The sequence below is a fragment of the Williamsia sp. z34 genome (assembly GCF_059553395.1).
Window position 1 is genome coordinate 291,817 of sequence record NZ_JCANWW010000007.1, and the last position, 18,138, is coordinate 309,954.

Annotated in this window: 17 protein-coding genes; 9 read left to right on the forward strand and 8 right to left on the reverse strand. The window is 64.1% G+C overall.

All coding sequences use genetic code 11. The features are described 5' to 3' along the window. Nucleotides 1-81: 81 nt before the first annotated feature. Entirely contained in the window at nt 82-345 is a 264-nt protein-coding gene (locus AC51GT_RS19080) for an Atu4866 domain-containing protein (RefSeq protein WP_496326637.1), read from the forward strand. 114 nt (nt 346-459) lie between these two features. Here the strand turns inward: AC51GT_RS19080 and AC51GT_RS19085 are convergent, their stop codons facing one another. Continuing rightward, nucleotides 460-1,140 (reverse strand): IF2 family translation initiation factor, encoded by a 681-nt coding sequence (locus AC51GT_RS19085; protein ID WP_496329802.1) that lies wholly within the window; start codon nt 1,138-1,140, stop codon nt 460-462. A 38-nt stretch (nt 1,141-1,178) separates the two neighbouring features. Beyond that, nucleotides 1,179-1,736: a CsbD family protein gene (locus tag AC51GT_RS19090; RefSeq protein ID WP_496326639.1), complete on the reverse strand. Its 558-nt coding sequence runs from the start codon at nt 1,734-1,736 to the stop codon at nt 1,179-1,181. A 329-nt stretch (nt 1,737-2,065) separates the two neighbouring features. On the opposite strand from AC51GT_RS19090, the gene scpC reads away from it, so the two are divergent. After that, a complete protein-coding gene (gene scpC / locus AC51GT_RS19095; protein WP_496326640.1) occupies nt 2,066-3,607 on the forward strand; it encodes a succinyl-CoA:acetate CoA-transferase ScpC in 1,542 nt (513 codons plus the stop codon). Between the two features lie 190 nt (nt 3,608-3,797). Continuing rightward, on the forward strand, nt 3,798-5,273 hold the full coding sequence (locus tag AC51GT_RS19100) for an FAD-dependent oxidoreductase (RefSeq protein ID WP_496326641.1): 1,476 nt from the start codon (nt 3,798-3,800) through the stop codon (nt 5,271-5,273). Between the two features lie 55 nt (nt 5,274-5,328). Here the strand turns inward: AC51GT_RS19100 and AC51GT_RS19105 are convergent, their stop codons facing one another. From AC51GT_RS19105 to AC51GT_RS19115, 3 genes are all read right to left on the reverse strand, one after another. Continuing rightward, nucleotides 5,329-6,471 (reverse strand): oxidoreductase, encoded by a 1,143-nt coding sequence (locus tag AC51GT_RS19105; RefSeq protein WP_496329803.1) that lies wholly within the window; start codon nt 6,469-6,471, stop codon nt 5,329-5,331. A 4-nt stretch (nt 6,472-6,475) separates the two neighbouring features. Beyond that, a complete protein-coding gene (locus AC51GT_RS19110; RefSeq protein ID WP_496329804.1) occupies nt 6,476-7,003 on the reverse strand; it encodes a nuclear transport factor 2 family protein in 528 nt (175 codons plus the stop codon). 116 nt (nt 7,004-7,119) lie between these two features. After that, nucleotides 7,120-8,052 carry a 3-oxoacyl-ACP reductase gene (locus AC51GT_RS19115; RefSeq protein ID WP_496326644.1) on the reverse strand — a complete coding sequence of 311 codons (933 nt, stop codon included), beginning with the start codon at nt 8,050-8,052 and terminating at the stop codon, nt 7,120-7,122. Nucleotides 8,053-8,408: 356 nt separating this feature from the next. Here AC51GT_RS19115 and AC51GT_RS19120 point away from each other — a divergent pair, with 356 nt between their 5' ends. Further along, the gene (locus tag AC51GT_RS19120; protein ID WP_496329805.1) at nt 8,409-9,878 is read left to right on the forward strand and encodes an MFS transporter; all 1,470 of its coding nucleotides are present in this window, start codon (nt 8,409-8,411) and stop codon (nt 9,876-9,878) included. A gap of 221 nt (nt 9,879-10,099) precedes the next feature. Continuing rightward, nucleotides 10,100-10,990, forward strand: coding sequence for an IclR family transcriptional regulator (locus tag AC51GT_RS19125; RefSeq protein ID WP_496326646.1), 891 nt, complete (start codon nt 10,100-10,102; stop codon nt 10,988-10,990). Nucleotides 10,991-11,018: 28 nt separating this feature from the next. Here the strand turns inward: AC51GT_RS19125 and AC51GT_RS19130 are convergent, their stop codons facing one another. Next, complete coding sequence (locus AC51GT_RS19130) at nt 11,019-11,522, reverse strand: flavin reductase family protein (RefSeq protein WP_496326647.1); 504 nt, start codon at nt 11,520-11,522, stop codon at nt 11,019-11,021. A 201-nt stretch (nt 11,523-11,723) separates the two neighbouring features. Between AC51GT_RS19130 and AC51GT_RS19135 the strand changes: the two genes are divergently transcribed. The 4 genes from AC51GT_RS19135 (at nt 11,724) to bphC (ending at nt 16,517) form a co-directional block, all read left to right on the forward strand. Further along, on the forward strand, nt 11,724-12,599 hold the full coding sequence (locus AC51GT_RS19135; RefSeq protein ID WP_496326648.1) for an alpha/beta fold hydrolase: 876 nt from the start codon (nt 11,724-11,726) through the stop codon (nt 12,597-12,599). Further along, complete coding sequence (locus AC51GT_RS19140) at nt 12,596-14,296, forward strand: FAD-binding protein (RefSeq protein WP_496329806.1); 1,701 nt, start codon at nt 12,596-12,598, stop codon at nt 14,294-14,296. Before AC51GT_RS19135 ends, AC51GT_RS19140 begins: the two co-directional genes overlap by 4 nt. A gap of 90 nt (nt 14,297-14,386) precedes the next feature. Continuing rightward, nucleotides 14,387-15,565: an acyl-CoA dehydrogenase family protein gene (locus AC51GT_RS19145; protein ID WP_496326650.1), complete on the forward strand. Its 1,179-nt coding sequence runs from the start codon at nt 14,387-14,389 to the stop codon at nt 15,563-15,565. A gap of 25 nt (nt 15,566-15,590) precedes the next feature. Beyond that, nucleotides 15,591-16,517 (forward strand): biphenyl-2,3-diol 1,2-dioxygenase, encoded by a 927-nt coding sequence (gene bphC, locus AC51GT_RS19150; protein ID WP_496326651.1) that lies wholly within the window; start codon nt 15,591-15,593, stop codon nt 16,515-16,517. Between the two features lie 158 nt (nt 16,518-16,675). On the opposite strand, the gene AC51GT_RS19155 is transcribed toward bphC, so the two are convergent. Then, nucleotides 16,676-17,650 (reverse strand): transposase, encoded by a 975-nt coding sequence (locus tag AC51GT_RS19155; protein WP_496329362.1) that lies wholly within the window; start codon nt 17,648-17,650, stop codon nt 16,676-16,678. A gap of 44 nt (nt 17,651-17,694) precedes the next feature. Further along, nucleotides 17,695-18,090: a hypothetical protein gene (locus tag AC51GT_RS19160; RefSeq protein WP_496324071.1), complete on the reverse strand. Its 396-nt coding sequence runs from the start codon at nt 18,088-18,090 to the stop codon at nt 17,695-17,697. Nucleotides 18,091-18,138 lie beyond the last annotated feature (48 nt).

Below are 18,138 nucleotides of genomic sequence, written 5' to 3' on the forward strand. Positions count from 1 at the left end.
CGCCATACTCTCGAATCATCTCAACTCCGTGTCAGCTGGTGAGAAGGAGTGGAAACATATGGATTCAGGGATGGGAGTGGCATGAGCAACGCATCGACCGCAAACCTCGACGTCGTCGGAATGTGGGTCACGGCAGACGGATACATACGACAGGAATTGCTTCCGAACGGACGCTATGAAGAGGCACGAGGAAATACCGCCGGCGCCTACACCGGTGCGTATACCGTGACCGGCGCACATCTGGACTACCGCGACGACACCGGGTTCACCGCGACCGGGGATATCCGCGATGGCGTGCTGTATCACGAGCACCTGGTGCTCTTTCGTGAGAAGGAGCCTTCGTGAGTTCGACCGAGCTCGTTTGTGCAGAGGAAGAGGACTCATTGCGCGAACTGCGGCGGACACTGGGCGCCGAAGCCCTCTTCCAGACGAAGGCCTGATCCTTCCAAACGTCGGGCGTCAGCCTTTGTTGTTGGCGCGGTCCGCCTGACGTTTTTCCTTTTCGGCGTCGGCGAGTTTCTCGATGTGGTCGGCCTGGTCGCGATCGGTTTCCGCGGCGTTCCGCTTGGCTGCTGCTTCCCTTGCTTTTGCGGCAGCGGCGGCGGTCGCTTTCAGTTCAGCCGCATTGATCTTGGCCTGCTCATCCCGCTTGGCGGCTTCGACCTCTTGTTTGCGCTTGGCGGCGAGTTCGTCGGCCTCCTGGTGGGCTTCGGTGGTTCGTTCTCGCGCTTTCGCCGCAGCGGCTCGTTTGTCTTCCGCCGCCTGCTGTTCGGCCTCCTGGATCTCCGCCTGCTTGTTTTCGCGCGCCACCTTCCGGTCTTCGATGGCGTTGTCGGCCTTGGCTTTCAGCGTGGCGGTGGCCTGCTGGCGCGTACGTTCGGCTTCGGCTTCCAATTGTGACGCGCGTCCGAGGGCCTCACTGCGTTCGGTCAGCGCCGATCCGCGCATCTCGATTGATTTGTCCCCCAGGAGATTCCCGACGGTCGAGTCGAGAACGCCCAGCGAACGTTCATACAGGAGCCGGGCGGCGGCATCGGAGTCCAGTCGCGAGACGACTCTGGTCTCGAAGAGCTGCAACGGGATTCGGGCGATTCGATACTGGGTTCGTAGCACAACCAACGGTAGTTCGATGATGTTCATCTGCACTCTCCTCGATATCGGTGGGGGGGTCGGTCGGTCTACGGAAGATCGGCTTGATCGGTGAGGTTTTCCGCCTGGCGTCGTAGCCGCTCGGCCTCGGCATTGGCCAGCTTCGCTTCGTCGGTCGCTTCCTTGTGTTCGTCGACTGCATCGACAACTTCATTGGTCGCCTCGGCGACCTCGGCCTGCTCTTCGGCTCGGGCTTGATGTTCTTTGGCCTTGGCGTCACGCTCCGCCTGTGCCTGTTCGACCTCGCGCATGTGCTCCGCCTGCTGGGCAGCCGCGCCCTTCTGGGCCTGCTTCATCGTGTCGGCCACGCGCTCGGTGCTCGCAGCCTGTGCTTCCACCTCAGCCCGTTCCTGTGCACTCTCGACACGGGCCTCGGCGGCCTCGCGCTGAGCCTGCTTGGCCTCCGCCGCGGCGACGGCCTCCTGGGCGTTGGCTTCCTTGCGTTTTTGGGCCTGGGTCTGTTCCAGTTGCCCCTCGGCTGTCAGTGAATCGTTCCCGGTCACGGCGCCGGCCACTTCCTTGGCCTTGCCCTTCACGGAATCGAAAAGACCTTTGCGGGCCTGGTCGGCCCTGTTGTCCTCAGTCATGCTCACTCCCTCCATGTGACGATCCGAATGCTCCTGTTGAACCCCTGGTCAGGCGTCCGTCGATGGGTGGGTTCCCCAAGCAGTCGGGTTCGAACCCGAATGTTGTCCGGAGTGTGACCACGGGCACAGTTGGGAAGACGTCGGGGATGTCACCGCGTCCACAATTCGCTTGATTTACTGCGTCTGATCGGCGTGTACCCCGAAGCGATCACGGGCAAGTGGAGCGTATTGTGGATTGCGGATCGCCGGTTGCTTATACCACGCCACTGTGGTTCATTCGCACGGAATGTGGCCAGATCCTCGCGAAGTGTGGTGCTTATCCTGTTGCCGTGACCACATCAGGTGAGCCCACGACCTCGGGTCGTATTCGAAGTGCTGCGTTTGCTTCGAAAGTGATGTCCGCTGCCGACGCCGTGTCGTTCGTTCACCCAGGTGAGACCGTCGCCATCAGTGGCTTCGGCAGCGCAGGCACGCCCAAGGCCACCATCCCGGCCCTGGCTGAACGCATTGAGCACACCCGCGAGAATGGATCGGACTTCACGATCAATCTCCTGACCGGCGCCTCGGTGGCGTCCGAGGCCGAGCGGATTCTCTGCGAGGTCGACGGAATCGCTCTGCGGATGCCGTACCAGGCGGAGCCGACGGCCCGTCAGCGCATCAACGACGGCCGGATGGACTACGTCGACATCCACCTTTCGCACGTCGCGCAACAGGTGTGGGAGGGCTACTACGGCAACGTCGACGTGGCCATCGTCGAAATCGCCGGCATCACCGAGTCCGGTGAACTGATCCCCGCCGCCTCGATCGGCAACAACAAGACCTGGCTCGACGTCGCAGACAGGATCATCCTCGAGGTCAACTCCTGGGTGCCCGAGGCGATGGAGGGCATGCACGACGTCTACTACGGCACCGCGCTCCCGCCGAATCGCAAACCCCTCCAGATCACCCATGTCGAGGACCGCATCGGCCAGACCACCTTCCGGGTCGATCCGGCCAAGGTTGTCGCCGTCGTGGAAACCAACTGCCGGGACAGCGCCAGCCCGGTGACCGCGCCGGACGCCGTCAGTGAGGCCATCGCCGGCCACGTCCTGGACTTCCTCGATTACGAGGTGCGCGCGGGCCGCCTGCCCGCCGACACACTCCTGCCGCTCCAGGCCGGTATCGGAAACGTCGCCAACGCCGTGCTCGGTGGACTGGACCGCGGACCGTACAAGGGTCTGAACTGCTACTCCGAAGTCCTTCAAGACGGCATGCTCCGCCTGATCAAGGACGGAACGGTCGCCCACGCGTCGTCGACCGCCCTGGTGCTCAGCGAAGCCGGTATGGAAGAGCTGACTGCCAACGTCGACTTCTACCGCACCCGCATCACCTTGCGGTCGCAGGAGATCAGCAACCACCCCGAGGTGATCCGCCGGCTCGGGATCATCGCGATGAACGGCATGCTCGAAGCCGACATCTACGGCAACGTCAACTCGACGCACGTCATGGGCACGAAGATCATGAACGGCATCGGCGGCTCGGGCGACTTCACCCGCAACGGCTACGTCTCCATGTTCCTGAGCCCGTCGACCGCCCGCGGCGGTGCCATCTCTGCCATCGTTCCGATGGTGCCGCATGTCGACCACACCGAACACGACACCCAGGTGATCGTCACCGAGCAGGGTCTGGCCGACCTGCGCGGCTTGTCGCCGCGGCGCCGGGCCCGCGTGATCATCGACAACTGCGCGCACCCGGACTTTCGTCCGCTGCTGCACGACTACCTGAACCGGGCCGAAGCGGTGCCCGGTGCGGGACAGACACCGCACCTCCTGGGAGAGGCCTTCGCATTCCAGCAGCGGTATCTCGAGACGGGCTCGATGCGGCTGTCCTGAGTCCTCCCGCCCCCTTCAACCTCAAACGATCCACCTTTACGAAGACGCGCCGGTTGTAGGTGGAGCGTCTTCGTAAAGATGGCGCGTTTGGGAGCGGGCGGGGTTCCCGTTGGCCGGGATCTCGGCTGTCGGCGGCTCGGAAAGTGCGTAACACATAGGTGTTACAGCGTTTTTCGTGAGGAGACAGCATATGGCCGACAGTTCATCCATCAAGCCCATCCCGGCGGGCGAGATCACCGAGTGGGGCTTTGAGGCCGACGTGGTCATCGCCGGTTTCGGCGTGGCCGGGGCGGCAGCGGCAGTGGGCGCGGCGCAGGCCGGTGCCGAGGTCCTGGTGCTCGAACGGACCGGGGGATGGGGCGGTGCCGCGGCGATGTCCGGCGGCTTCATCTACATGGGTGGCGGCACCCCGTTGCAGAAGGCCTGCGGATTCGACGACACCGTCGACAACATGAAGGCCTTCATGAAAGCCGCGTTGGGACCCGGTGTCGATGAGGCAAAGATCGACCTCTACTGCGAGGGCAGTGTCGACCACTATCACTGGCTCGTCGACGAATGCGGTGTTCCGTTCAAGGAGAGCTTCTGGGGTGAACCCGGTTGGGAGCCACCGGGTGATGACGGTCTGCAGTACACCGGAGGGGAGAATGCGGCGCCGTTCAACGCGACCATCCCACCGGCGCCCCGCGGTCATGTACCGCAGATGAAAGACAAGCACGTCAGTGCCGAGAAGGGCGGCGGTTACATGTTGATGAAGCCGCTCACCGACAAGGCCACCGATCTCGGGGTCCGGGCCGAATACGACATGCGCGTCGAGGCTTTGATCATCGACGACGCCGGACGTGTGGTCGGTGTGCAGGCCAAACAGTATGGCCGCAGTGTCGCGGTGCGCGCCCGTAAGGGCGTGGTGCTCGCCACCGGCAGCTTCGCCTACAACACCACGATGGTCGAGTCGTTCGCGCCTCGGCTGATCAATCGCCCGGCCGCCTCGATCGAGGAACACGATGGCCGCGCGATCCGCATGGCGCAATCGCTCGGTGCCGACCTGGCACACATGGACGCCACCGAGGTCGCCTTCTTCTGCGACCCGCAATTGTTCATCCGGGGCATCCTGGTGAACGGGCGCGGCCAGCGATTCATCAACGAAGACACCTATCCGGGACGGGTCGGTCAGGCAGTTCTGATCGAGAACCAGAATGAGGCGTTCCTCGTCATCGACGAGGCGGCTTATGAGGAAGCACTGACGCGACCGACGTCGAGTCCCCAGTTGCGGCGGCAGCCGACCTGGGTTGCCGAGTCCGTTGAAGAACTCGAAGCCGAAATCGGCTTTCCGGCAGGGGCTCTGCAGGCAACGGTCGAACTGTACAACCGGCATGCGGCAGAGGGTGAGGACCCGTCGTTCGGCAAGAAGGCCGAATGGGTCAAGCCGATCGGGTCGCCGATTGCGGCCATCGATCTGCGGGGCATGACCGGCGGATTCACGTTGGGTGGCCTGCGCACCGGCCTCGACTCCGAGGTGCTGCACGTATCCGGTGACCCGATCCCGGGTCTGTTCGCAGCGGGTCGGTCCACCGCCGGGGTGTGTGCCGGTGGGTACGCCAGCGGTGCCTCACTCGGCGATGGCAGCTACTTCGGCAGGCGTGCGGGTATCGCCGCTGCGGCGAACTGAGCGGTTGGGTATTACCGCCGATCCCGGAGACGACACGGGATCGGCGGTAAAGCTTTCAGAGAAGGCTGCCTTCGTGGACAGCTCGGTTGAACGCGGTCAACGGTGCGCCGGTGCGAAGCGTCGTTGCCAACGCCGGGTCTGCCAGATGCAGGCGCCCGATCGCGATGATGTCGAACTCACCCGAACCGATGCGCTGCTCCACGTCGCCGATGTTGTCGACGACCGGGGCCGCTCCGTCGATGCGGCTGTCGCGCAGCGACTTCCCGAGACCGACACTGCCGACCGCCATCGAATGGGCGCCGGTGAGCTTCTTGGCCCATCCGGCCAGCGACACGTCGCTGCCGTCGAAAACCGGTGCGTCGAAACGCCGGTTGCTGGCGTCGAACACGTCGACACCGGCATCGGCGAGCGCCCCGAGCACGATACCGAGCTCGTCGGGGGTTTCGGCGATACGGGCGGTGTAGTCCTGCTGCTTGTGCTGCGAGAATCGGTAGAAGATCGGGAGCTCGTCACCGATGGCCGTCCGGATCGCGGTGACGACCTCGACCGGGAAGCGGCTGCGGGCCAACAGGTCTCCGCCCCACGCATCGTCACGCGTGTTGGTGCCGTGCCAGACGAACGAGTCGAGGAGGTAGCCGTGGCCGCCGTGCAGGGCGATCCCGTCGAACCCGGCTGCGACGGCATTGCGTGCGGCTCGAACATAGGCGTCGATGACGTCGGCGATGTCTTCTTCGGTCATCGGAGCGGTCGGTTGTGTTGCATCCGTGACATATTCGTCGGTGTAAGACGTGACGCCGACGGGACCCCACAGCCCGGACGGGCGCATCGGCTTGATCGCCGGGTCGACCTTGCCCATGGCACCCCAGAGCGGCCCGACATGCCAGAGCTGCGGAATGATCTTGCCGCCGACCGCGTGTACGCCCTCGACCACCGCGCGCCAGCCGGCCAGCGCGTCGTCACCGTACATGTGCGGCACGTTGTCGTTGTCCACGGCGGACGGATGTTCGATGGCGACACCCTCGGTCACGATCAACCCGGTGCCGCCCTGGGCGCGACGTGCGTAGTACTGGGCGACATCGGGCCCGGGAACGCCTGCGGGCGAGGACGATCGGGTCATCGGCGACATCGCGATCCGATTGGCGAGCTCGAGCGAGCGGATCTTCAGCGGCTCGAAGAGTGCGGAGGCATGATCTTTCATGGGGTCACAGTGCTTTCATGAAGCGGAAGAATCCGGGTGATGAGTCGACCCGCAGGCGGGTGAGGCTTCGATAGCTGATCAGCCACCGTCCGTCCACCTTGCGGTATTCCTCGTGGTAATGGCCGTAACCGTGAAGGTGTAGCTCTTCGTCACCGTCTTGCCACCACAGCATGTCTTCCATCGCCCAGATACCTCGGGCGGTGGTGTCGGAGGTCAGTTCGATCTCCGGTGTGTGACCGTGGTGAGCGGTCGTGACGCTGACCGGTCCGTCGAGCAGGTTGCGGATCGCCTCGGCCAGCTTCTCTTTGCCGACAATGCGGTTCGCGGTGTCGCCGGTGCGGGGTTGTTTGTCTGCCGGCAGGCCGCCCCACGTCTCGCTCACGACGTCGTCGGTGTGCAGCGGCGCGTACTCGTGCCACTGTTTGGTGTCCATGCACCGGAGCCGGGCCGCGAAGACCCGCTTGATCTCCTCGATGGCGAGGACGGCTTCGGCAGCCGATAGCGAGTGCGGTGGGGGAGAAGCCTGCGACATGAATCAGAGCTTGCGGCCGGCAGCGGGCGAGGGTCAATCGCCGTCCCGCTCAGTGGCAACGGGGCGCATACCGGGTCGATGGCGCATGCCGGCCGCAAGTACTCCGGTGCTCGGGCTCAGACGCCGGCGGGCTCGGTTGCCAACGCGACCTTCTCCAGACCGGCGACGCTGTAGGCGGCGTAGGTCTCGTACGGACCGCGTCCCGAGAAATACGGGGTGAGCTGATCATTGAGTTCTTCTACGGAGAACGCCGAGCCCGCAGCGTCGAAACGGTTCTCCACCTTGGGTGCTTCCATCAACGCGACCATCTTTCCGTAGACCACGAACACCTGTCCGTTGATCTCGTCGGACGCGGGAGAGGCGAGGTAACAAACCAGGGTTGCCACGCGTTCGGGAGCGAGCGGATCGAGGTCGGCGGTTCCGGTGTTCTCTCCGAAGGCCTGGGCGGTCATCGCGGTACGGGCCCGCGGGCAGATGGCATTGGCGCGGATTCCGTAGCGCGACAGGCCTTGTGCGGTCGACAGCGTCAGCGCGGTGATCCCGGCCTTGGCCGCGGAGTAGTTGGGCTGACCGGCGGCACCGAAGAGGAATGCCTCCGAGGAGGTGTTGATGACCCGACCGAACACCGGTGCGCCCGCCGCCTTGCTGGCAGCGCGCCAGTGGACGGCCGCTGCGCGGGAGGTGGCGGCGTGGCCTTTGAGGTGGACGCGGATCACGTCGTCCCAGTCGGACTCGGACAGGTTGAAGATCATCTTGTCGCGCACGATCCCGGCGTTGTTGACCAGGATGTCGAACGATCCGAAGGTGGAAACTGCGGTGTCGACGAGACGCCCGCCGAGCGACCAATCGGAGACATCGCCGGTCAGGGCCACTGCCTGACCACCGGCGGCCTTGATCTCCTCGGCGACGACGTGCGCGTTTTCGCCCATGTCGTTGACGACGACAGCGGCGCCTGCCTCGGCGAGCGCGAGTGCCTCTGCACGCCCGAGCCCGGCGCCCGCGCCGGTGACGACGGCTGTGCGGCCGGACAGATCGAGTGATTCCACCATGTTGAGCTCCTCATAAATTTCGTGACGCTTCAAAACTAGTATTCATTCTAGTTTTATCCAAGGGAGCGAGGGGGTTTCACGGTCTCACTGACCGGGACGAGGGTGATCCGGCCAGTGCGAGCTGCATTCCGCCTCGTTCGGCGGGGCGAGGCATGTGAGCCCATGCCCACCTGGGCCTTTGGTCGCCGATGGGCGAATTCTTCGATGCTGAACTGCGGGTTAGACGTCACACTGATGCGCCGACGTGAGAGTGGCACGACCCGGATCTCGGTCAGTGGGAGCGTGTGGCCGGTATCACGTGACGGCTGTCACCTTTGGGCAGCTTGTCTACCCCTCTAATTCGGAGTCGAACACATATGAACCTGCTGCCCCTCTCATCTGGGGAGGCCGAGCGTGCGCCCCTGACCCGTCGGAAATCGTTGGCGCTGCTGGCGGTCATCATCCTGCTGGTCGAGGTCATCCCGCTCGCCTACAACTTCGTCACCCCGGCATTGCCGGAGATCGGCCGGCACTTCGCCACGACGGAGGTGGGCTGGGTCATCACGATCGTGACACTGCTCCTGGGTGCAGCCACGCCGATCGTCGGCAAGATCGGCGATATCTACGGCAAGAAGCGCGTGATGCTGTTTTGTTCGGTCATCTTCGGTGTCGGCGCCCTCGTGGCCGCGGTGGCGCCGAACTTCGCGCTGTTCCTGGTCGGTCGCGGCATGCAGGGCATCGGCATGGCGATCCTGGTACTCGCCTACGGTTTGATCCGGGACATCATGCCCCGCAGCATGATTCCCGTCGCTGTTGGCTTCGTCGCGACCGGAATGGGCGCGAGCACAATTCTCGGCCCGATCATCGGCGGCTATCTGATCGACCATTTCGGCTATACCGGCGTGTTCTGGGCCCAGCTGATCCATGTCGCCGCGGCAGGCATCGCCTTTGCGATCCTGGTGCCCGAATCGACCCTGCGCACCAGGTCTCGGCTGGATGTGGTCGGCGCTGCGATCCTCGCCGTCGGCGCGTTCGTGGTGCTGTTCGGACTGGGCAAGATGAACGCCTGGGGATACACCTCCCCGAAGACCCTGCTGTGCATTGGGGCCGGTGTGGTGATTCTCGCGGCCTGGCTGTACTACGAGCGCAAGCCGCAGGAACCGCTGATCGACCTGGATCTGCTGTTGCACGCGCCGGTTGCAAAGGCGTTGGCGGGTAGTGCGTTTGTGCAGTTCGTCCTGATCAGCCACTCGATGCTGATTCCGATGATGGTCATGACCAAAGCCGACTTGGGGCTCGGTTACGGGTTCGGCGCAACCGCTCTGGGGGTGGCGTTCTACACCGTGCCGACCGGCGTCGCATCGATGATCGCCGGCCCGGTCAGTGGGCACCTCAGTAAGCGTTTCGGGCCGGCACCGATGCTCGCGTTCGGTGGGTTCTTTCTCGCTGTGGGGTCGATTCTCATTGCGGTGATGCACGATACGACACCACAGTTGCTGGTCGGCCAGTTCGTGATGGGGCTGGGCCTGGGATCTGCGTCGGCGTCGTTGCCGAACCTGATAATGCGCACGGTGCCTGCCGAGGATCAGGGGATAGGCGGCGGCATGCTCAACCTTTCCGGGTCGATGGGCAGTGCAGTAGGCAGTCAGGTGATGCTCAGCATCCTGGCGATCCCGGGCCTGATCATGCTGGGTTCGTATGGGCTGTACCCGGAAAAGGGTTTCGTTTATGCCTTCTCGGCCCTGGCGGTGGCCGGAGCCCTCGCCGGTCTCATGGGTGTGTTGCTCCTTCGCGGCGCAGCTGCGAAGTTGCAACCCCCGGTGAAGGCCGCTGACGCCTTCGCCTGACCCCCCGGTATCCGTGCACGACAGACCCGCTCCTGAGAGGAGCGGGTCTGTCGTGCTTCGGGCAATTTTTCTGCAGTGACCGGAAGGTGCATGCCGAGGAGCGCGAGCTACCCCCCGGCGGCAATTGCTTCCCGGTCACCGGGACTGCTGCTACGATAATGAGAATTCATTTCAGTTTTGTCGCCATGGCCTACAGCTGGCCAGGTTCGTTTGGAGGCCCGATGACAGTTGACACGGCTACTACCGTCCCGACCAAGACCCCACGGCGCGATTTGCCGCCGTCGATGGTCGAGCGCATGACACTCATCCTGGACGCGTTCGACGGCCCGACGACGCGACTGACGCTCGAGGAGGTCGCCTGCCGTACGCAGTTGCCGCGCTCCACGGTGCATCGCATCCTGGATCAGCTGGTCCGCCTGAACTGGGTGGAACATGCCTCGTTCGGTTACAGCCTGGGACGTCGCGCCATCGGACTCGGGGGCGGCGACGGGGGGCACGCCCAACTTCGGGAAGCGGCAGCTCCGCTTCTGCACGACCTGCACATGCAGACCGGGATGGTGGTGCACCTGTCCGTGCTCGACGGCAACGAGAGCGTCTACCTGGACAAGGTCGGTGGGCGGTTCGCCTCCACGCTGCCCTCTCGGGTCGGCGGCCGGGCCCCGGCGTATTCCACCGCCGGCGGTAAAGCGATGCTTGCCTGGATGGACCCGGAGAGAATCGATGCGCTGTATCCGCATCTGCTGAGGCGCTGCACCGAACGGACCATCACGGATCTGCCGACATTGCACCAAGAACTCAACCGCATCCGGCAGGGCAGCGGTCTGGCGTTCGAACGAGGCGAGGCGGTGCGTGACGTGGCGTGTGTCGGTGTCGCAATCCGCAGCTATGACGGCCCGGTCGCCGCGATCTCCCTCAGCGGCGACGCGCGTACATCACAGCTCAAAAGGGTTGCGCCCCTGGTCGTCCACGCGGCCCGGGAAGTGTCCAAGGTGCTGTACCCAGAAGCAGACTCCCCGCGGCGCACCCGCAAAGCCGTGCCCGCGCCGGAGAAGACGTGGTCGTCGGAAGCTCTTGATCGATTGCTGACCGTCGAGTCGGAACAATGGCTCTAGCGCGGTAACCGGTTCCGGCGCTGTCGGCTCAGGCGCGGAGCAACGTCGAGGGCGTCTCGATGCCGAACTTGCCGCGGAAGAAGATCATGGGACGCTCCTCGGTCACCGACTCGAATTCGAGGACGCGGCCGATGACCACGTCGTGATCTCCGGCGGTGTGGACGTCATGAACCTCGGCGTGCACCCGCATCAGCACGCCGGGTAGCGAGGGGGTTCCCCACTTCGACAGTTCCCACTCGAGCTCGTCGTACTTGCGGCCGGCGCGACCTCCGAACCGCGCGCAGAGATCGGTCTGCTCCTCGTGCAACACGTTGATGCTGAACCGGCCGGTGTTGCGGATCCGGGGCCAGGACCGGCCGCGGTGGTCGGCGCAGAACAGGATCAGCGGGGGTTCGAGTGACACCGACGCGAACGACTGACACGCGAACCCGATCGGCCCCTCGTCGTCCATGCCCGTCACGACGGTCACGCCACTTGCGAACTGGCCCAGCGCGCTGCGCATCTCGGCCTGTGACATCGTTTCGATCGACATCTGATCCACCTCGGATTCCGTTGTGTGGTCGGTGATTCGACTCCAGCTGATGTCTGCGAGCGTATGACCGGCCTCGGGGCACTCCGTAGCGTCGTCTCGCTGAGTGGAAGAAGGCAGAATGGTCAGTTCACCGCCGATGCCCGATCTCGCTGAACGGGACGATTTCTGTGAGCGGCGTTACGTCCTGGCAACGTCTCCTTCATGACCACAGACGTGAGTTACGAGGGCACCCGCAGGGAGCTCGAGACGAGTCTCGGGGTCCTGCGGTATCACGAGGCCGGCGTCGGCCCTCCATTGCTGCTGCTGCACGGATCCGGCCCGGGCGTCACCGGCTGGCGCAACTATCGCGGTGTGCTCGCCGATCTGGCCGAGCACTTCCGTTGCCTGGTCCTGGAATTCCCGGGGTTCGGCGTGAGTGACCCAGGTGAGGGCCACCCGATGATGATGGCGCAATCAGCAGTCGGGCAGTTCCTCGATGGCCTGGGGCTCGGTGCGGTCGACATGATCGGCAATTCCATGGGCGGCATCATCGCGACCAAGGTCGCGCTCGATGAACCGCAGCGCGTCGCAAAACTGGTCACGATCGGCGGCATGGGCAAGAACGTCTTCTCGTCGGGTCCGAGTGAGGGCATCAAGCTGTTGATGGAATTCACCGACAACCCGACCCGCGATGGTCTGGTCCGCTGGCTGCTCTCGATGGTCCATGATCCGGCACTGGTCACCCCGGAACTGATCGAGGAACGGTGGGCCCTGGCGACCGAACCGACCACACTCGAAATCGCTCGACGGATGTACAGCAGCAAGGCATTCGGTGCCAGCATGGCCGCTGCCGCCGCCTCGGACGTCACGCCGTACTGGGCCCGGTTGGCCAAGATCACCGCGCCGACGCTGCTCACCTGGGGTCGCGACGACCGGGTCAGCCCCGTCGACATGGCCATGTTGCCGATGCGAGACATCCCCAACGCCGAACTCCACGTTTTCCCCAAGTGTGGGCACTGGACGATGATCGAGGCCCGCGAGGCCTGGCTCAGCGCCGTGCTGGCGTTTCTCACCCGTACAGACAGGACATCACGATGACGGACAACCTCAACGCACACGAGGACTTCGACCATCTGGTCGACTTCCTCATCGTCGGCAGCGGAGGCGGAGGCATGGCTGCGGGTATCACTGCAGCGCACCGTGGCCTCGACACCCTGATCATCGACAAGGGCCGCAAGTACGGCGGGTCGACCGCGATCTCCGGTGGTGGGATCTGGATCCCCAATGCTCCGACCTTGCGCGCCAAAGGTGCAGTGGACAGCCGTAGTTCGATCCGCCGCTACCTCGATGTCATCACCGAGGGCAAGGTGCCCGCGGACCGGCTCGACGCCTACGTCGACAACGGCCCGGAGCTGATGGACCTGCTCGAGGCCAGCCCGCATATGAAAATGTACTGGGTCAAGGGCTACTCCGATTACCATCCCGAGTTCGAAGGCGGAAGCGCGCTGGGGCGCACCATCGAGTGCAAGCCGTTCGACACCCGGGCGCTGAAGGAGGACGAGAAGTTCCAGCGTCCCAACAGCATGAAGGGCCCGATGGGTCTGTGGGTGACCTCGAAGGACTACCACGATCTGGCCATGGTCAAGCGGACCTGGGCAGGGCGTAAGGCCTCGCTTGTCGCCGCGTGGCGCGTGGCGTCCAACGTCATCCGGCGTCGACACATGGCAACCGGTGGCCGCGCGCTGGTCGCCCGATTGCGCATGGTACTCAAGGACGCCGGTGTTCCGTTGTGGCTCAAGACGTCCATGATCGAGCTGATCACCGACGACCATGGCACCGTCATCGGTGTGGTCGCCGACCGTGATGGCCAGACCGTCCGCATCGGTGCCCGCAAGGGTGTGCTGCTGGCGACCGGAGGGTTCGACCACAACAAAGAGATGCGTGCGAAATACCTGCCGGCCAACGGTGCACCCGACATCAGCGCGGGCGCAAAGGAGAATGTGGGCGACGGCATCATCGCCGGCCAGCGCCTCGGTGCCGCTGTCGATCTGATGGATGACGCCTGGTGGATGCCGTCGGTGTTCCACCCCATGGGTGCGGTGATCCCGCTGGTGTCCGAGCGCTGCATTCCGGCCTCGGTCATCGTGGACAGCACCGGTCGCCGGTTCACCAACGAATCGGGACCGTACGTCAACTTCGTCCACGATCAGCTCGAGGGCGACCATGTGCCGGCGTGGTTCATCATGGACACCAAGGCCAAGAATCGGTACCCGTTTGCCCAGGTGCTTCCGAACATGCCGTTCCCGCAGGGGTTTTACGATTCCGGCGTGATCCACAAGGCAGACACGCTGACCGAACTCGCCCAGGCAGTGGGGATCCCGGCCGGAGAACTGATCAAGACCATCGAGCGATTCAACGGATTTGCCCGTACCGGCAAAGACGAGGACTTCGGTCGCGGCGACAGTGCCTACGACCGGTACTACGGTGACCCGACCATGAAGAACCCCAACCTCGACGAGATCGCCAAGGGGCCCTTCTACGCAATCCGTTGCGAGGCCGGAGATCTGGGAACCAAGGGCGGACTGGTCTGCGACGCCCATAGTCGGGTGCTTCGGGAAGACGGCAGCGTCATCGACGGCCTGTACGCCACCGGCAACACGTCCGCCTCGGTGATGGGCAATGAGTACGCAGGCGCCGGAGCAACCATCGGTCCGTCGATGGTGTTCGGATACATCGCGGCCCAGCACGTGGCCGGGGCAGAGCGCAACAGCTCCGTTGATGTGGCGGCCGGCTGATACGCGAGGCCGCGTATCGACGAAAACCTCACTGACACAACCATTGCCCAGGCGTTCGCCCGGGTACTGAACAAGAAAGCCGAGAAGACCATGGGCCAGGTTCTGGACAACATTCAGCAGTTCGCCGAGGAGATCCGCGCCGAGGGCGCCGAAGGCGACAGGTTGATGCAACTGTCGGATACCGCGGCGAAGCGCCTGCGTGACGCCGGTGTGATCCGCATGCTGCAGCCGAAAGAGTACGGCGGCTTCGAGTCGCATCCGCGCGAGTTCGCCGAGACCGCAATGGGCATCGGCGCCATGGATGGCGCCACCGGCTGGGTGAGCGGCATCGTCGGGGTACATCCCTGGGAACTGGCCTTTTTCGATCGCAAGGCGCAGGACGAGGTCTGGGGCGAGGATCCCGACATGTGGATGGCCTCGCCGTACGCCCCGATGGGTGTGGCGAAGCCGGTCGACGGTGGCTACATCCTCAATGGTCGGTGGTCGTTCTCGTCGGGTACCGATCACTGCGGGTGGGTCATGATCGGTGCGACCGTCGGTGACCAGGACGGCAAGCCGTTGATGCCGCCGCAGCACCTGCACGTCCTGCTGCCGCGATCGGACTACGACATCGACCAGGAGAGCTGGAACGTCGTCGGGTTGCGCGGCACGGGCAGCAAGGACCTGATCGTCAAGGACGCGTACATCCCCGCCTACCGCACCCTTTCGGCCAAGAAGGTCTTCGACGGCTCGGCACCCAAGGAGTTCGGGCGCACCCAGCCGCTGTACAACTTCCCGTTCTCGTGCATCTTCCCGCTCGGCATCACCTCATCGCTGATCGGTATCGCCGAAGGCGCACTGGCCTGCCACATCAACGCTCAGCGTGAGCGGGTCACGGTGTCCGGCGTCGCGATCAAGGAAGATCCCTACGTACTCTTCGCCATCGGCGAGGCGGCGGCGGAGATCGCGGCATCGCGGGCGGCGATCCTCGATACCGTCGACCGGTTCTGGGACATGACAGAAAAGGGCCAGGAGATCTCGTTCGAACTGCGTGCCATCGGACGCCGCAGTCAGGTCAGTGCGGCCTGGCGGGCAGTGCGTGCCGTCGATGAGATCTTCGCGCGCTCGGGTGGTGGAGCCTTGCAGCTCGGCACCCCGATGCAGCGCTTCTGGCGCGACGCCCACGCCGGTCTGGCGCACGCCATCCACGTTCCGGGCTCGATCTATCACGCCTCGGCCCTGACCCAGATGGGCGGCGAACCCCAGGGCGCCCAACGTTCGATGATCTAAGGCCGCACCACCGAAAGGTTCTTCCATGACTGACATCCGAGCACTCGGATACCTCCGGGTCCAGACCCGCGATATCGACCGTTGGCGCCGGCTCACCGTCGATGGTCTGGGCATGTCGACCGGTTCGGGTCCCGAACCCGACGGGTTGTACCTGCGGCTCGACGAGCGCCGCTCCCGCATCATCGTGTTGCCCGGCGACAGTGACAAGGCGCTGGCAATCGGCTGGGAGGTTCGCGATCAGTTCGCGCTGCAACGTGTACGCGAAGCGGTCGAGAAGTCGGGGATCGCGGTCGAGACCCTCTCGGAAGAGGAGTCGCGTTACCGCGATGCCGAGCAGGTCATCGCATTCGATGACCCCGCCGGGTCCCGGACCGAGATCTTCTTCGGTGCCGTGCTCGACCACAGCCCGGTCGTCACTCCGCACGGTGGCCGATTCGTCACCGGTACAGAGGGTCTGGGACACGTGGTGCTCCCCACGCCGGCCTTCGACGAGACCTACGCCTTCTACACCGAGGTCCTCGGATTCCTACCACGCGGGGCCATCCGGCTCGGCGGGCCCGACGCTCCCGGTCCGGCGCGGCGCGTGCGGTTCCTCGGCGTCAACCAGCGTCACCACAGCCTCGCACTGTGCCCGGCGCCGGCGAGCCAGGATCCCGGCATGGTGCACCTGATGGTCGAGGTCGACACCCTCGACGCAGTCGGTCAGGCGCTCGACCGGGTGAACAAACTCGGCTTCAGCCTGTCCTCGACACTCGGCCGTCACACGAACGACAAGATGGTCTCGTTCTACGTGCGCGCACCGGGCGGCTGGGACCTCGAATTCGGTACCGAGGGCATGCTCGTCGACGAACGCTATTACACGGCCGAGGAAATCACCGCGGACAGCTACTGGGGCCACGACTGGTCCGGTTCTGAACCGCTGGCAGCGTTCACGCCACCGGCGAAGAGCTGATTCACGCCGCCGCGCGGGCCTGATCGGCAGAGGTGACAGACGCAGGTGGCCGGAGATCGCAGGTGAATCACCGACCGATCCAGACCCGTTGACCGTGCCGAAATGACCGTTGACCGTGCCGAAATCGCTCATAGCGGTAGATGTCAACCTGTGTGGAGTCATTTTGTGGCGGGTTGGGGTCCGGTGGAGTTGATTCCTGACCAGTTCGGGGCGGGTGGGGCGGTTGGTGGTTGGCGGAATCGGTCTGGGTGTTCGGTGTAGTAGGCGTCGAGTGCTTGTTGCCGGCGGCGGTGGGTTTCTCGCCAGGATCCGTCGTGGACGTCGTTGGGTGTGTAGAGGCTGATGCCGCTGTGGCGGTGGTGGTTGTTGTACCAGTCGGTGTAGGTGGTGACGTAGTTGCGGGCGTCGTTGAGGGTTTCGAAGATGCCGGGGAAATGTTTGCGGTGTTTGAGGGTTCGGAACTCTGACTCGGAGTACGGGTTGTCGTTAGAGACGCTGGGACGTGAGTGCGATTCGTTGATCTTGTTGTTGCCGAGCATGGTTTTCATGGCATCGGAGCGCATCGCTGATCCTGAATCTGCGTGTACCCATTGGGGTTTGGTTCCTTCTGTGGTGAATGCGGTTTCGAACATTTCCACTGCCATGTAGTCGAGTTCACGGTTTTCGACGCGGTTGGCGATGATCTTGCGGGAGAAGATGTCGATGATTGAGTACACCTTGAATGCTTGTCCGCGGTAAGGGGCTTTGAAGTCGGTGATATCCCAGGACCAGATTTGGTTCGGTCCGGTGGCCAGCAGTACGGGTTTTTCGCGGGGCCCGGTTTTGGTGCGGTGGGTTTTGACTGGTCGCTGTGATTGTTCCAAGGCTGCGGCGTAGCGCCACCAGGTGCGGCGTGAGCCGACTGTTATGCCCTGGTCCCAGGCGGTGGCGTAGGCCTGGTCGACGGAGTCGCCGCGCGTCCAGGCCCGTAGTACGTGCTCCTCGATCGTGGTGATCTCGGTCAGATTCAGTGCGTGTGGTTGGTGGCGTTGGGGGTGTGAGATCGGGTTGCTCACCCGGTTTCGGGGGCGTTGGCGGTATTGCCAGGTTGACCGTGAAATATTCAGTACGGCAAGGGCTTTGCGTTGGCTCATCCCGGGTAGCTGTGCAAGTAGGGTGACCAGCATGTTTTCGGAGGTCAGGAACTGGGTGGCTCGGGTGGAGTGGGGGTGTCGTCGGGCGTGTGCTCGCTCCACTTGTGCATGAGCCCGATAGCTTTTCCCAACGCGTCGTTGGCCGCTCGTAAGGAGGAGTTTTCCTCGTGGAGTTCGGCCAGTTGCGCGTCGTGTTCGCGTTGTTGTTGGGTCAGGAGTTTTTCCAGATCCTCAAGTCGAGCAGGGTGGCTGGTCATTCCTCGAGTCTTGCGAGGTACGAGGTCGCGGTCAAGGTCGCCGTGGAGATAGGCGCTGCGCCAGCGTGCTAACTGTCGGAGGCTGAACGGTTTGTCCTGCAGCCAGGCGGTCTTGCTGCCGTGGCGCTGTTGGAGGTAATCGAGGACGAACTCTCGTTTCTCATCGGTGGTGAAGGCGAGCATCGGGCTTCCTCTCGGTGCGGTGACTCACCTTGAGGCTGACACGGAGGG